The following is a 12,847-nucleotide window of genomic DNA, read 5'->3' as shown; positions in this document are numbered from 1 at the left end:
AGGTTCTATCAGCTATCGCTCACGATTGCGTTACGAAATCATCTCGATATGACCGACTCATGAGAGTTACCACGGCTCGAGTTCACAGCCGTCAGTCGAGCGGGCAGAACTCGCCGTTCGATTATCGGTGCTGATAACTGTGGATCACCTTTTATGTACCGACCACCGCACGCGTTGACTATCGATGGATATTCGACGTGTAGTGCCGTCGGCAATTCGACGCCGGTACGCGGTCAAATTCGGGATCGCGTTGCTGGTGATCGGACTGTCGATCGGCCTGATCGGAATCGGTGCGACCGCTGGCATTACCAACGAGGTAGAACAGCGCACCCAGTCCGATCAGACCGCGTTTGCCGGCCAAGAAGCACAGGGACTGCAGATGTGGAACGAACAGAACGAACAGACGATTTCGACGTTCGCCCACTCCGATGTCGTCGCCAGCGACGACGCCGACGCAATCGAACAGCGCCTCCTCGATTGGGAGGAACACCTCGACGTCGACACCTTCTCGATCAGCTACGTCGACACCAGCGACGAGACGGTCCTCGCGAGCACCGAGGACGAACTCCGGGGCGAATCCGCAACCGGCCTCGAAACCGTCTCGGACGACGCCTACGACCAGGCAACGGCCCAGGTCCCCTGGGTCTCCAGCCCGCAGGTTCTCGAGGGCGAACTCGGCGAGGAGTCGTCGGTCATCACCTACGTCCTCTCCGTTCCCAACGCGGACGACCGAGCGCTCGTCTACACGGCTGAACTCGAAGCGTACGGCAACCAATTCCAGGACGACGACCAGGTCGCAACCGTCGTCGTCGACACCGGATCCAACAACGAAATCATCCTCGACAACGCCGACTACGGCGGGGACTACGAGACGCTCGGCCAGACATACGACGGAAACACCGACCTGATCGATTCGGCACTGACGGAGGGTGCAAGTACGCGGGAGGTTTCCGGCGAGACCGCCGGCGTCCTCGACACGTACGAGTTCGATAGCGAGGAGTACGTTGCCAGTTCGGCACGGGTCTACGGCACCGACTGGGTCGTCCTCACACACGAGCCGACCGATCAGGCCTACGGCTTCGTCAGCACGATCAGTGAGTGGGGATACATCGCGACCTTCATCGGCGTGCTGATGGTCGGAATGGTCGGTGCGGTACTGGGCCGGAATACGGCCGTTTCGATCGACCGGCTAACGAACAAAGCTGGACAGATGGAAGACGGCGATCTCGACGTCGACCTCGAAACCAAGCGTATCGACAATATCGGCCGCCTCTACGACGGGTTCGACTCGATGCGTGGCGCATTGCGCGAACAGATCGAGGAGGCGGAGACGGCCCGCGAAGAAGCTGAACTCGAGCGCGAGCGGATCGCAGAGATCAACACGCACCTCGAACGGCAGGCGGACGAGTACAGCGACGTGATGGAGGCGGCCGCCGACGGCGACCTGACCGCCAGGATGGATGCCGACAGCGAGAACGAGGCGATGGCCAACATCGCGACGGACTTCAACGTCATGCTCGAGGAAATCGAGCAGACGGTGGCCGAACTGAACCAGTTCGCGACCGACGTTGCGACGGCCTCCGAGCAGGTGACCGCCTCGAGCGAGGAGGTCCGATCGGCCTCCCAACAGGTTTCGGAGTCGATTCAGGAAATCTCCCACGGTGCCGAGCAACAGAACGAGTCGCTGCAGTCGGTCAACCAGGAGATGAGTGCGCTCTCGACGACGACCGAGGAGATCGCAGCCTCCTCGAACCAGGTTGCAGATATCGCCGAACGGACGGTCGAAACCGGCCAGGAGGGTCAGGAAGCCGCACAGGAAGCGATCGCCGCGATGGACGATATCGAGTCCGAGGCTGGCGGTGCTGTCGAGGAAATACAGCGCCTCGAAGACGAAGTCCAGCAGATCGACGACCTGATCGCCACGATTTCCGAAATCGCCCGCCAGACGAACATGCTGGCGCTGAACGCGAACATCGAGGCCTCCCGCACGGTCACCAGCGAGGACGAAGAAGGCTTCTCCGTCGTCGCCACGGAAGTCAAGGCGCTCTCCGAGGATGTTGCGGAGGCAGCCGACGAAGCCGAAGACCGCCTCGAAGCGATCCGCAAGCGCACCGAACAGTCCGCCGCCGAGGTCGAGGGAACGAGTTCGAACATCGACGCCGCGAGCGAGCGCGTCACGGCGGCCGTCGATGCGCTCGAAGAGATCACCGACCTCGCCCAGGAGACGAACATCGGCGTGCAGGAAATTTCCGCGGCGACCGAACAACAGGCGGCCTCGACCCAGGAGGTCGTTGCGATGGTCGACGACGCGGCAACCGTCTCCGAGGAGACGACCTCGGAGGCCGAAAACGTCGCCGCGGCCGCCGAGGAACAGACGACGGCGCTGACGGAAGTCACGAACTCCGCCTCGAACCTCTCCGAGCAGTCCGCCCAGCTCTCCGCCGCCCTCGATCGGTTCGAGACCGATGTCGAGCAGGCTGCACTCGATCTGGACGTGACGATCGAGGAGACCGAAACGGGGCTCGACCTCGACGGACCAACGTTTGACGGTGCCGTCGACACCGACACCGATACCGACACCACGGACGACACCCCCACCGACAGCATCACCGTCGAAGACGAACCCGAGCCAGAACCGGAATCCACGGCTGCACTTCAAGCCGAGACTGACGATGTCGGACCCGTCGATACTGCCGATGTCGCAACCGGGCGCGAGTCCGGTTCCGATACCGACGAGTTCAGCGAGCACACGGTCGAGCAGTCGGCGTTCGACGGACCGGTGTTCGACGAGTCGGCGGTCGACGAGTCGGCCGACCCGCTCGCGGTCGACCCTGCAACCGACCGCGATGGAGGCCCGGAACCGACAGCCGAGCCGACGGATCTCGACTCGGCAGCCGCGAGTGACGAGGCCGACGCGGGAGACGCGACGCCGGACCCGCTGGCGTTCGAGACCGACGCCGACGGGGCGGCCGAAACCGATTCTGAACTCAATGTGGGTGGCGACGATGTGGCCGCTGACGATCCCGTTGGTGTCGATACGGCCGACGAGACCCCCACGTTCGATGACGACGACTCAGAGCGTATCGATCCGCTTGGATCAGTCGAGGCGGATCGTGAGGCCGACGAGTTCGCGGACACAAAGACGGATTCGGCTGACGAAACGGAGACCGACGACGACGTGTTCACGTTCGGCAACGCAGCGGACGACGACGCAGCCGATGACGACGACGGAGCCGATGACGCCTGACGATCACCGTCGACAGTCAGTGTCTCGAGACCAGCACTGATTGTCCGTCATCGGCACCCCCATCGTTACCGGCACTGAAACCACAACCGGAACCGAACCACAATCGGAACCGGCGCTAGAACTGAAACTGGAACCGGAACCGGTTCGCCGTCGCGTTCGGTCCGGTCCGCTACCTTTTTGCCTGCAGTCTGGAAATGAGACGGCATGCTCACCGTGCGGGCTCCGGCGACGAGCGCAAATCTCGGCAGCGGCTTCGATGTCTTCGGTATCGCGCTCGGCGCACCCGCCGACATCGTTCGCGTCGAACGCGCGCCGGAAACGACGATCACCGTGACCGGCACCGGCAGCGAGTTCATTCCGGAGGACCCAGCAAAGAACACCGTCGGGGCCGTCGCGGACGCACTCGACGCCCCCGCTCGGATCGAGATCGACAAGGGCATCCGCCCGTCGTCCGGTCTCGGCTCCTCGGCTGCGAGCGCAGCCGCCGCGGCCGTCGCACTCAACGAACTCTACGACCGCGGCTACTCGCGCGACGAACTCGTCCCGATCGCCGCGGAGGGCGAAGCGCTCGTCTCGGGCGAAGCCCACGCTGACAACGTCGCGCCGTCGCTTCTCGGCGGCTTTACCATCGTTTCCAATACCGATACTGATAGTAACGTCACACAGGTGGACGCTTCCCTGCCGCTCGTCGTCTGTCTTCCCGAGACGACCGTCTCAACGCGCGATGCGCGCGATGTCGTTCCCGATCAGGCACTGCTCACCGACATCGTCGATACCGTCAGCCGCGCCGCCACGCTCGCCGTCGGCATGACGCGGAACGATCCTGAACTCGTCGGACAGGGCATGACGGACGAAATCGTCACGCCCGAACGCAGCGCGCTCATCGACGGCTACGGGGCCGTTCGAGAAGCCGCCCTCGATGCAGGTGCCACGGGCGTGACCGTCAGCGGTGCCGGGCCTGGCGTGCTCGCAGTCTGTCGCCACCCCGACCACCGAGGGCAGGTCGCCTCGGCGATGCTCGACGCCTTCGACGCCGAAGGAATCGAGAGTCGCGCCTACCAGACGCGCGTCGGTGAGGGCGCACAGCTGTATCAGGAGTGATTACGGTCGTTTCGCCCGAGCAAGCACGAATGGGGACACGAATCGACGCGGCCCTCGCGGTACTCGTTCTCGCCGCTGTCGGCCTCGCGTTCGCGATCGTCGAGGCATCGGTATCGCTGCGTTCTGCCGTCGGTGGCGGGTGTGGAACGATCGCGTTCGAGTTCATCGCCGCTCGAGACCCCGCCCTCGTCCGCGAGTACTGGGAGCGGCCGGCCGTGCAGGTCACGGCGGTCGGCCTTGCACTCCTCGCGATCGTCGGCGGGGCGACGGTCGCACCCTCGCCCGTCCTCTCGGCGATGGCGGGCGCGCTGGTGACGTATCTCGGATTTCTGGGACTGACGCTCGCCGAACGCAGGCGATCGAGTTGGTGACAGAACTCGGTCGCCCTTGGGCTCGCTGTTTGCGTCGTTTTCGGCACCTCTCTCGGGCGGAAGGTTACTCGACTCGAGGAACTCGAGCAGCGCATTCGATTGCTCGAACGGCAGATCGATAATGAACAGTAATCGACTGGCGGGGCCATCTGTACCGAGACCCCCAGGTCGACGGGTGATTCGGTACTAACTTGACGATGAACTCGTCTTAGACGCCCCGTCCCTGCAACTTCTCCTCTTCTGGCAGGTCGGCGTTCGCGTCGCCCTTCATCCCTTTCCCGAGGTTCTTCGAAATCTCGACGAGTGTTTCGGGGTCGTCCCAGTTGTTCGTCGCCTGAACGATCGCCTCGCCCATCACGGGTGGATTTTCTGCGCCGAAGATCCCACTGCCCACGAAGATACCGTCGCACTCGTGGTGCATCATGAGCGCCGCGTCTGCGGGCGTCGCGATCCCGCCGGCGGCGAAGTTGACGACCGGGAGACGACCCATCTCCGCGGTTTCGTGGACCAACTCGGCGGGTGCTTCGATCTCGCGCGCGTAGGCCTCGCGCTCCTCGTGAGTCATGCCTTCTAACTCGCGAATCGCACCCTTGATCGTCCGCTGGTGGTGGACGGCCTGGTTGACGTCGCCGGTGCCGGCTTCGCCCTTGGTGCGGATCATCGCCGCACCCTCGTTGATTCGGCGCAGCGCCTCTCCGAGGTTGCGCGCGCCGCAGACGAAGGGTGCCGTAAAGTCGCGCTTGTCGATGTGGTAGGCGTCGTCGGCGGGCGTGAGCACCTCGCTCTCGTCGATCATATCGACGCCGACGGCCTCCAGGATCTGGGCTTCCTTCGTGTGACCGATGCGGGCCTTGCCCATCACCGGGATGGAGACTTCCTCGACGATCTCCGCGACATCGGCGGGGTCCGCCATGCGGGCGACGCCGCCGCGCTTGCGGATATCTGCGGGGACAGCTTCCAGCGCCATGACGGCGACTGCACCGGCGTCCTCGGCAATACGGGCCTGTTCGGGGTTGACGACGTCCATGATGACGCCACCCTTTTGCATCTGTGCGAAGCCGCGCTTGACGAGGTCGGTCCCGCGCCGCAGTTCCTCGAGATCGGTTTCCTCGGTCATACTACCCGGTTTGGAGTCACCGCACTTACGCGTGTCCTTTGGGGAGTAAAACGTCTCAGCGGCCGAAGACGTTCGGCTCCGATCGTCCGATTCCGACCGTCGTCCGCCGTCATCCGTCATCGCAGATCAGTTCGCCGGCAAACAGGCGCGCGCGAACGTTCGATCCGTACAGCCGCCCGAGCGGTCGTCTCCAGACACCGAGTTCATCCGCCAGACCGGACGCCGCGTCGAGGCGCGTCCCGATCGCCGACCCGACGCCGAACGCGACGTCGCCCCGAATGCGAGCCTTCGTCCGCAGGAGGTCGCCGTCTTTCGTCGTATAGCTCCACAGCGTCCAGTCGCGTTCCGTCGGTCCGAATCGCGGGTGGGAGATATCGAGTCGGATCGGCTCGCGATCGCCGTCTCCCGCGACGGTGACGCGGATTCGATCCGACCCATCGGTCACCGTCACGTCCGCCGCTTCCTTCGGAAAGCCCCAGATCTCTCGGCCGAGCGCGACGGACGGATCGGTCGTCACCGGCAGCCAGTGGACGTAGCCGCCAACCTCGCCGTCCGCGAGTTGCGCGAGGGGAAGGTCCGTTCGACTCCCGCGGACGACCGGGACGATGACGCCGAACTCGTCGTAGGGGTCGAGTCCTGTCTCCGCAGCCCCGTCCGCTCCGTCTTTCGCTCGTCCTGTCTCGCGACCCACTCGATGATACTGAATCCCGACGAGTGCAACGCAGCCGACGCCCGGTGCGATCGCGAGCGACGAGAGCCCCCTCGGGAGGACCGTCGCGAGCCGCTTCCGGCGCGCGGGGACGGTGACGCCGCCCATCGCAAACGAGAGGTCGAGCGGGAGCTCGACGACGTGGCCGGTCGAAAGCCGGCGTCGGGTCCGTTCGTCCACCGTGGTCACAGGCGGTGCTACGGCCGGGATGATCGTAGTGATATCGGTGCGGTGTCGCGGTCCGAAACGCGCCCGCCACAGCTCCCGGTACCGCTACTGTTTTGCGCATGCCGTCCGTCGCGCCGAACGATGACCGCGTCGACTCAGTTGGCGGACTCCGCGGCGGCCGACCGCGGGTCGCTGCCGCACTATCTCGCGCCCGTACCGAAGACGGTGGAGGACCTCGGGCTGCGGTTCGCCTGGCTCGTCGTGGCGATCAACCTCGCGGGGACGGGCTTCGGCTTCTGGTACTACTCCGGCCAGTTCGCCGGAACGCCACCGGCACTGTGGCCGTGGGTTCCCGACAGTCCGATGGCGACCCTGCTCATTGCGCTCGCGATCGCCGCCTGGAAACTCGGCCACGAACTCCCGTGGCTGACCGCACTCGCGTTCTTCGGGAACGTGATCCTCGGCCTCTGGACGCCGTACACGCTGCTCGCGTTCGCCGACGCCTACGCCTACCTCGATCCGCTCATGTACCAGTTCCTGTTCTGGAGCCACCTCGCGATGGTCGTCCAGGCGTTCGTCCTTCACCGCATCACCGACTTCCCCGTTCGAGCCGTCGCCATCGCACTCGTCTGGTACACGAGTAACCTCCTCGTCGATTACTTCGTCCCGGTCGCCGGCGACCTCCATCACACGATCATCCCCGTCGCGCGTGAGACACCCATGTTTCTCGGAGCCGACGCGCTCGGCGTCGTCGCCGGCGGCGAAGTCACGTTCACCCTCCTCGCTCTCTTTCTCGCGCTGGCGACGCGCATCAAGCACTGCGAACGCGAACTCGACCGGGAGCGGGCGACTCAAGCGGCATCCGATGCAGAAACGGAACCGGCTGGCGGCGTCGAGAGCACGACGCGACCGTAACGGACGGCGGCCACACATTCTCGAAAACGAGTTCTGGAAACCGAGTTCATCGCCCGACTACTCGAGTTCAGCTGTCCAAACGCGGTAGTACTGTTCCTGGAACCCGTAGAGGCCGTCGCTGTCGTGACCGAACGCCGGGTGTGTGCCGTTGTATTCCTCGATGCGAACGGTGGATACGTCGCGCTCGGCTGCGAGTGCGACCGCATCCCAGAGTTGGCTGTGCCGGAGCAGTTGCTCCGTGAGCAGTCGTTGTGGCTCCGTCCCGTCGCCCGGTTCGTTGACGACCTCAAGTTCGAATTCGCACAGTCGCTGGTACTCGTCGTCGGGATCGCCGCGCGTCGAGGTGGCGACGAGCGTGTCGGTGCCGCCGTCGCCCTCGTCATCGAGTTCGGTGTCCGCGATCGCGTCCGTCGGCGTCAGTGTCAACTCCTCGGCCTCGAGTTCGAACGTCGTCGCGAACGCGATTTGCTCCGCCTCCCGACGGTCCTCGAACCAGCCGCGAGCACGGAACGCGTACGTCCCCGGCCCGACACCTTCGAGCGTGAGTTCGTCCGTCCCGCCCGTCGACGAGACGTAGCCGCCGTCCGCAATCCCGTCGTTGTCGGGCGTGACGGCCCAGGTGTGGGCCTCGCCCGATTCGAGGTACATCAGCGGCGCGTTGTAGCCGCGCGGTGCGACGCGGTCCCACTCGCCGTCGACGTACTTGTCGACGCGCCAGTTGTAGACGTTCGTCGCCAGTCGCTCGTCCGCGTCGTTCGCGAGCGTGAACTCGATCGTCCCGCCCTCTTCGACGGTTCGAGCCGACGGCTCGAGAACGGCCGGTTCGGTCTCGGTATCGACACCGTCGTAACAGACGACGCGGTCGACGCTGTCGCCGTAGTCCGGACACGGTGGGAACTCGCCGTCCGCCTTTCCGTTTCCGTTGCCGTCGCCGTCTCCGTTTTCGTCTCCCCCAGTGCTGTTCGGTCCGTCTTCGGAGGCCGTTCCCGGCGTTTCGTCCAGACAACCGGCGACGGCCCCGAGGCTCGCCGCGCCGAGTCCGAGCACGCGGCGGCGGGTGACTCGTTGCATAGTGTCGCGAACGAAACCTGTCTTCAAGAGAGTACGGATAGCTGAAAGAACGGTTTGACTGTCGCGGTTTCGCGCCTGGCTTCGGTCAGCGACAGTATCGGAAACCGTCCGTCGGTTCCGTTGCTGAACTCGAAGCGAAGCGAGGCCAGCGAGTTCGTCGTCGCCGATTAGTCGACGATGACGACCGCCGACTCGGTCTCGATCATGTCGCCCTCGCCGGAGTAGGTGCGCTCGAGTTCAACGTCGAACAATTCGTCATCGAGTTCTTCGCCGGCGACGCGGAGCACGTCAGCGTCGCGGTCGATCTCGTACTCGCCGCTTTCGAGGCCGGCGTCGATGTCGCCGACCTTCGAGCCGAACTTCGGGCCGAGCGTCGAGTAGTCGAGGTCGATCGAGGCGACTTCGGTGGTGACCTCCGGTTCGGTCTCGAGTACGGTGAGATCCTGCACGTGCATCACGTTCTGGATGGCGTCCTCGAAGCCCTCGATCGGGCCGTAGACGGCGACGGATTCGAGGTCGGCGTTCAGCGGCAACTGGTGCTCGCTCTTGTAGCGCCGGAGCGCCCCGATGACCTCGAGTGCGGTTTCGCCGGCCGTGAGGTCGGCCTCGTAGCCCTGCGGCGCGGGCCAGTCGCGGGTGTGGATGCTGTCGAGGGCCGTCGCGGACCCGCCTGCATAGACTGCCTGCCAGATCTCCTCCGTCACGTGCGGCAGGAACGGTGCCCAGAGTTCGAGGAACGTCCGGTGTGCGGTCCGCAGCGCGTACTGTGTCGAGGGGTTGTCCTCGCGGCCCTTCGCGATCTCGAGGTAGTCATCACAGAAGGTGTTCCAGAAGAACGTCCGCAGGCGGTCGCGCGCCTTGGCGAACTCGTAGTCCTCGAACTGCGCGGTGAGTTCGTCGACCGCGTCGTCTAATTCGGCGAGCAGCCAGCGGTCGATCGGCTCGAGTTCAGCTGGCTCCTCGGGTTCGCCGGGTTCGGCGGGCGCGAGCGTGTCGACGAGTTTCGAGGCGTTCCAGAGTTTGCGAAGGAGTTTCTCGCCGGCGCGCAGGTCCTTCTCCTGGTACGGGAAGTCGTCGCCGACGGCGGCGCTCGCCGCCCAGAAGCGCACAGCGTCCACTGGGTACTCTGAGAGCACCCGGTCGGGTCTGACGACGTTGCCCTTCGATTTGGACATCTTCTCGCGGTTCTCGTCCAGGATGTGGCCGTTGATCATCGTCGCGTCGAAGGGCACCTCGCCGGTGTGCTCGTAGCACTTGACGACGGTGTGGAACAGCCAGAACGAGATGATGTCGTGGCCCTGCGGGCGCAGGTCGAACGGGTAGAGTTCGGGTTTCTCCATCCGGAACGTCTCGTCGGCTTCGTCCCAGTCCCAGCCGGCGTTGATGAGGGGGGTCAGCGAGGAGGTCGCCCAGGTGTCGAAGACGTCCTCCTCCACGACGAACTCGTCGTGGCCGCACTCCGGACAGCTATCGACCGGCGGCTCGTCCGAGAGCGGATCGACCGGGAGATCTTCCTTTGCGGCCATGATCTCGTGGTCGCACTCGGCGCAGTACCAGACCGGGAACGGAATCCCCGAGTCGCGCTGGCGCGAGATGAGCCAGTCCCACTCCAAGCCCTCGATCCAGTGCTTGTAGCGGGTGAACATCTTCTCGGGGTACCAGTCCATCTCCCGGCCGGCCTCCAGATACTCCTCCTTGTGGTCCAGAATCTCGACGTACCACTGCTTGGAGACGCGGAACTCGACGGGGGTATCGCAGCGCTCGTGGACGCCGACGGCGTGGGTGATCTCCCAGCGGTCGCGCAGGTACCCGTCGTCGTCTAAGTCCTCGACGATGGCCTCGCGCGCTTCTTCCGTCGAGAGGCCCTCGTAGTCGCCCGCCAGGTCGGTCATCGTCGCCGACTCGTCGATGGCGACGCGAAGCGGCAGGTCGTAGGCCTGGTACCACTCGATGTCGTTCTGGTCGCCGAAGGTACAGCACATCACGACGCCGCTTCCCTTCTCCATGTCGACGCGGTCGTCCGCGATGATCGGCACCTCGTGGCCGAAGATCGGCACGCGAGCCGTCTCGCCGACGAGTTCCTGATTGTCCTCGTCGTCCGGGTGAACGAAGACGGCGACGCAGGCCGGAATGAGTTCAGGTCGCGTCGTGGAGATGATGAACTCGTCGCGGTCCGCACCGTCACCGACGATGTCGAACGCGATGTCGTTGAAGTGCGAGTGGCGCTCGTCGTCTTCCATCTCGACCTGGGAAATCGCCGTCTCGCACTCCGGACACCAGATCGCGGGGGCCTTCTTGCGGTACTCCCGGCCCTTCTCGTAGAGGTCGAGGAAGGAAAGCTGCGAGACGCGCTGGACCCGCGGCTCGATCGTCTTGTACGTGTTCGACCAGTCGATCGAGCAACCGAGTCCCTGCATCTTCTCGGTGAACTCGGCCTCGTACTCCGTACAGACCTCGCGGCAGAGTTCCTGGAACTCGCGGCGCTCGTAGTCCTGGTGGCGGATGTCGAGTTCTTTCTCGGTCAGGCGCTCGCTCGCGATCCCGTTGTCGTCGTAGCCGAAGGGAAACAGCACATCGCCGTCTGCCATCCGCTGGAACCGGGCGGCGAAGTCCTGCAGCGTGTGGCCGTAGAGGTGGCCCATGTGCAGGCTCCCTGAGACCGTCGGCGGCGGCGTGTCGATGGCGTAGACGGTGTTCGGATCGCGTTTCGGGTCGCTCTCGTAGGCGTAGGTTTCCTCGTCGACCCAGCGGTCCTGCCAGCGCGCCTCGACCGCGTCGGGGTCGTAGCCGCCCTCGAGCGATGGCTCGTCGTCTTCGTCCGTCTGTGCGTCCATACTCATGCTCTCACCGCCCGAATCGGGCGTCGTCGATACGTCGTCAGTGCGATGTAGCAGTGACTGTGATCCATTGCTGATACCGGTCGTTGCTCGGTGAATGCTGGTCGCCGACAATACATCCGTCGAAACAGGGGGGGGATAGGGGGGCTACGGGGCCCCTACGAACACCGTCTCGCGCGGGCCATCAGACTGACTGGCCACGGGCACGACCGCGACGGAATCGGTCATATAGTGTCATTCCAGTGGATCGGTGTTAGGTGTTTCGCGTCGTAGCGGCCCGGTCGCCGCCCGATTGTCGTCGTCGACACCGTGCCCGTCACCGGTCGTCGACGAACTCCGACCCGGCGGTCACTGCGCTTCCGAGCTCCCCGAGTGCGCCCGCACCCACAGTTCGCCGATCCGGGAGAGGCGCGTTCGGTAGGACTTACCGTGTTCCTCGCGCTCGATGTACCCCTTGCCGCCCGGGCCAAGCCGGTCGACGTTGTAGATGACTTTCGAGCGGAAGCTATCGGTGTACTCCTCGTTCAACTCCCGGGCCAGCGACTCCGCGAGTTCAGAGACGGAGTCGAACTCGCCGTCTTCGCCGAGTTTGTAGAGGATCAGTTCCTCGAACGGTTTGACGTTCGAAAAGGAGGTGACGGGAAGTTCGACGATGTGGCTGCCGCCGATCTCCTTCGCGCCGATCGTCGTGCCGCGTTCGTCGAACTCGTCAAGGAGGTCACGGGCGCTTTCGAGACGGGTTGTAAGCCGTTCTGCATCGAGGTCGGTGGCGTCGCTGTCGGCATCGATCGCTTCGAGGAGGTCGATCTGTTCGCGCAGTTCCTCCGCGAGTTCGGTTTCGAGGTACTTCTCGGGGGCGGTGTAGTAGGTGTGGATCTGCTCGCGGTCGTCCTCCCGTTCGACCATCAGCGAGTTCGCGGCGGTCGCGAAGGCGAAGCTCACGGTTCGGGGCATCGCGGCAACGTTGACCCAGACCTCGTTGCCGCGATCGAGTTCGGCGGTGATGCGGTTGTAGGCCTGTTCGAAGGCTTCGTCGTAGTCGTAGACGTCTTCGAGCACGAACCGCTCGGTTTCGGCCCCCAGCAGGCTCCGAAAGTCGGTTTCGAGTTTCTCCGAGAGGTGCCGGGAGTACTCGACGTTGGCCTCGCTGCCGACGGCTCCCTCGAGAAGGATGACGCTGTCGACGTCGATCTGATCGCGGACGAGCGGGGCGATCAGCCGGTCGTAGTCGAAGCCGACCGGGACGATGTGGGTTTGCATGGCCCCGACTTGGGCGGGTTCGCCCCTAACAGTATTGGTGTCCGGCGGGAC

9 protein-coding genes are annotated in these 12,847 nt (G+C 64.6%); 4 read left to right on the top strand and 5 right to left on the bottom strand.

The genetic code is table 11. From position 1 onward, the window contains the following. Positions 1–184 precede the first annotated feature (184 nt). The 3 genes from C484_RS05770 (at position 185) to C484_RS05760 (ending at position 4,719) form a co-directional block, all read left to right on the top strand. The gene (locus C484_RS05770; RefSeq protein ID WP_049915055.1) at positions 185–3,247 is read left to right on the top strand and encodes a methyl-accepting chemotaxis protein; all 3,063 of its coding nucleotides are present in this window, start codon (positions 185–187) and stop codon (positions 3,245–3,247) included. Positions 3,248–3,451: 204 nt separating this feature from the next. Next, positions 3,452–4,348, top strand: a complete 897-nt coding sequence (locus C484_RS05765) for a homoserine kinase (protein WP_006825006.1) — start codon at positions 3,452–3,454, stop codon at positions 4,346–4,348. Between the two features lie 29 nt (positions 4,349–4,377). Continuing rightward, entirely contained in the window at positions 4,378–4,719 is a 342-nt protein-coding gene (locus C484_RS05760; protein WP_006825005.1) for a hypothetical protein, read from the top strand. Positions 4,720–4,927: 208 nt separating this feature from the next. On the opposite strand, the gene pdxS is transcribed toward C484_RS05760, so the two are convergent. Continuing rightward, positions 4,928–5,836 carry a pyridoxal 5'-phosphate synthase lyase subunit PdxS gene (gene pdxS / locus C484_RS05755; RefSeq protein WP_006108022.1) on the bottom strand — a complete coding sequence of 303 codons (909 nt, stop codon included), beginning with the start codon at positions 5,834–5,836 and terminating at the stop codon, positions 4,928–4,930. Between the two features lie 109 nt (positions 5,837–5,945). Then, positions 5,946–6,734, bottom strand: coding sequence for an acetoacetate decarboxylase family protein (locus C484_RS05750; RefSeq protein ID WP_006825004.1), 789 nt, complete (start codon positions 6,732–6,734; stop codon positions 5,946–5,948). A gap of 120 nt (positions 6,735–6,854) precedes the next feature. On the opposite strand from C484_RS05750, the gene C484_RS05745 reads away from it, so the two are divergent. Further along, positions 6,855–7,628, top strand: a complete 774-nt coding sequence (locus C484_RS05745; protein ID WP_006825003.1) for a DUF1405 domain-containing protein — start codon at positions 6,855–6,857, stop codon at positions 7,626–7,628. Between the two features lie 57 nt (positions 7,629–7,685). Here the strand turns inward: C484_RS05745 and C484_RS24160 are convergent, their stop codons facing one another. The 3 genes from C484_RS24160 to C484_RS05730 all read right to left on the bottom strand — a co-directional run bounded on the left by C484_RS24160 (position 7,686) and on the right by C484_RS05730 (position 12,796). After that, positions 7,686–8,699: a hypothetical protein gene (locus tag C484_RS24160; RefSeq protein ID WP_049915054.1), complete on the bottom strand. Its 1,014-nt coding sequence runs from the start codon at positions 8,697–8,699 to the stop codon at positions 7,686–7,688. A gap of 167 nt (positions 8,700–8,866) precedes the next feature. Next, positions 8,867–11,650, bottom strand: coding sequence for a valine--tRNA ligase (locus tag C484_RS05735; protein WP_006825001.1), 2,784 nt, complete (start codon positions 11,648–11,650; stop codon positions 8,867–8,869). 234 nt (positions 11,651–11,884) lie between these two features. Beyond that, positions 11,885–12,796, bottom strand: coding sequence for an HFX_2341 family transcriptional regulator (locus C484_RS05730; RefSeq protein WP_006825000.1), 912 nt, complete (start codon positions 12,794–12,796; stop codon positions 11,885–11,887). Between the last annotated feature and the right edge of the window lie 51 nt (positions 12,797–12,847).

It is taken from the genome of Natrialba taiwanensis DSM 12281 (assembly GCF_000337595.1).
Lineage (GTDB): Archaea > Halobacteriota > Halobacteria > Halobacteriales > Natrialbaceae > Natrialba > Natrialba taiwanensis.
The sequence above is the reverse complement of the archived record's forward strand: the minus strand, read 5'-3'. Positions and strand labels throughout refer to the sequence as shown.

Excerpts from the sequence above, each read along its gene's own strand:
- C484_RS05770 (WP_049915055.1), top strand. The coding sequence starts at position 185 with ATGGATATTCGACGTGTAGTGCCGTCGGCAATTCGACGCCGGTACGCG.
- C484_RS05765 (WP_006825006.1), top strand. The coding sequence starts at position 3,452 with ATGCTCACCGTGCGGGCTCCGGCGACGAGCGCAAATCTCGGCAGCGGC.
- C484_RS05760 (WP_006825005.1), top strand. The coding sequence starts at position 4,378 with ATGGGGACACGAATCGACGCGGCCCTCGCGGTACTCGTTCTCGCCGCT.
- pdxS (WP_006108022.1), bottom strand. The coding sequence starts at position 5,836 with ATGACCGAGGAAACCGATCTCGAGGAACTGCGGCGCGGGACCGACCTC.
- C484_RS05745 (WP_006825003.1), top strand. The coding sequence starts at position 6,855 with ATGACCGCGTCGACTCAGTTGGCGGACTCCGCGGCGGCCGACCGCGGG.
- C484_RS24160 (WP_049915054.1), bottom strand. The coding sequence starts at position 8,699 with ATGCAACGAGTCACCCGCCGCCGCGTGCTCGGACTCGGCGCGGCGAGC.
- C484_RS05730 (WP_006825000.1), bottom strand. The coding sequence starts at position 12,796 with ATGCAAACCCACATCGTCCCGGTCGGCTTCGACTACGACCGGCTGATC.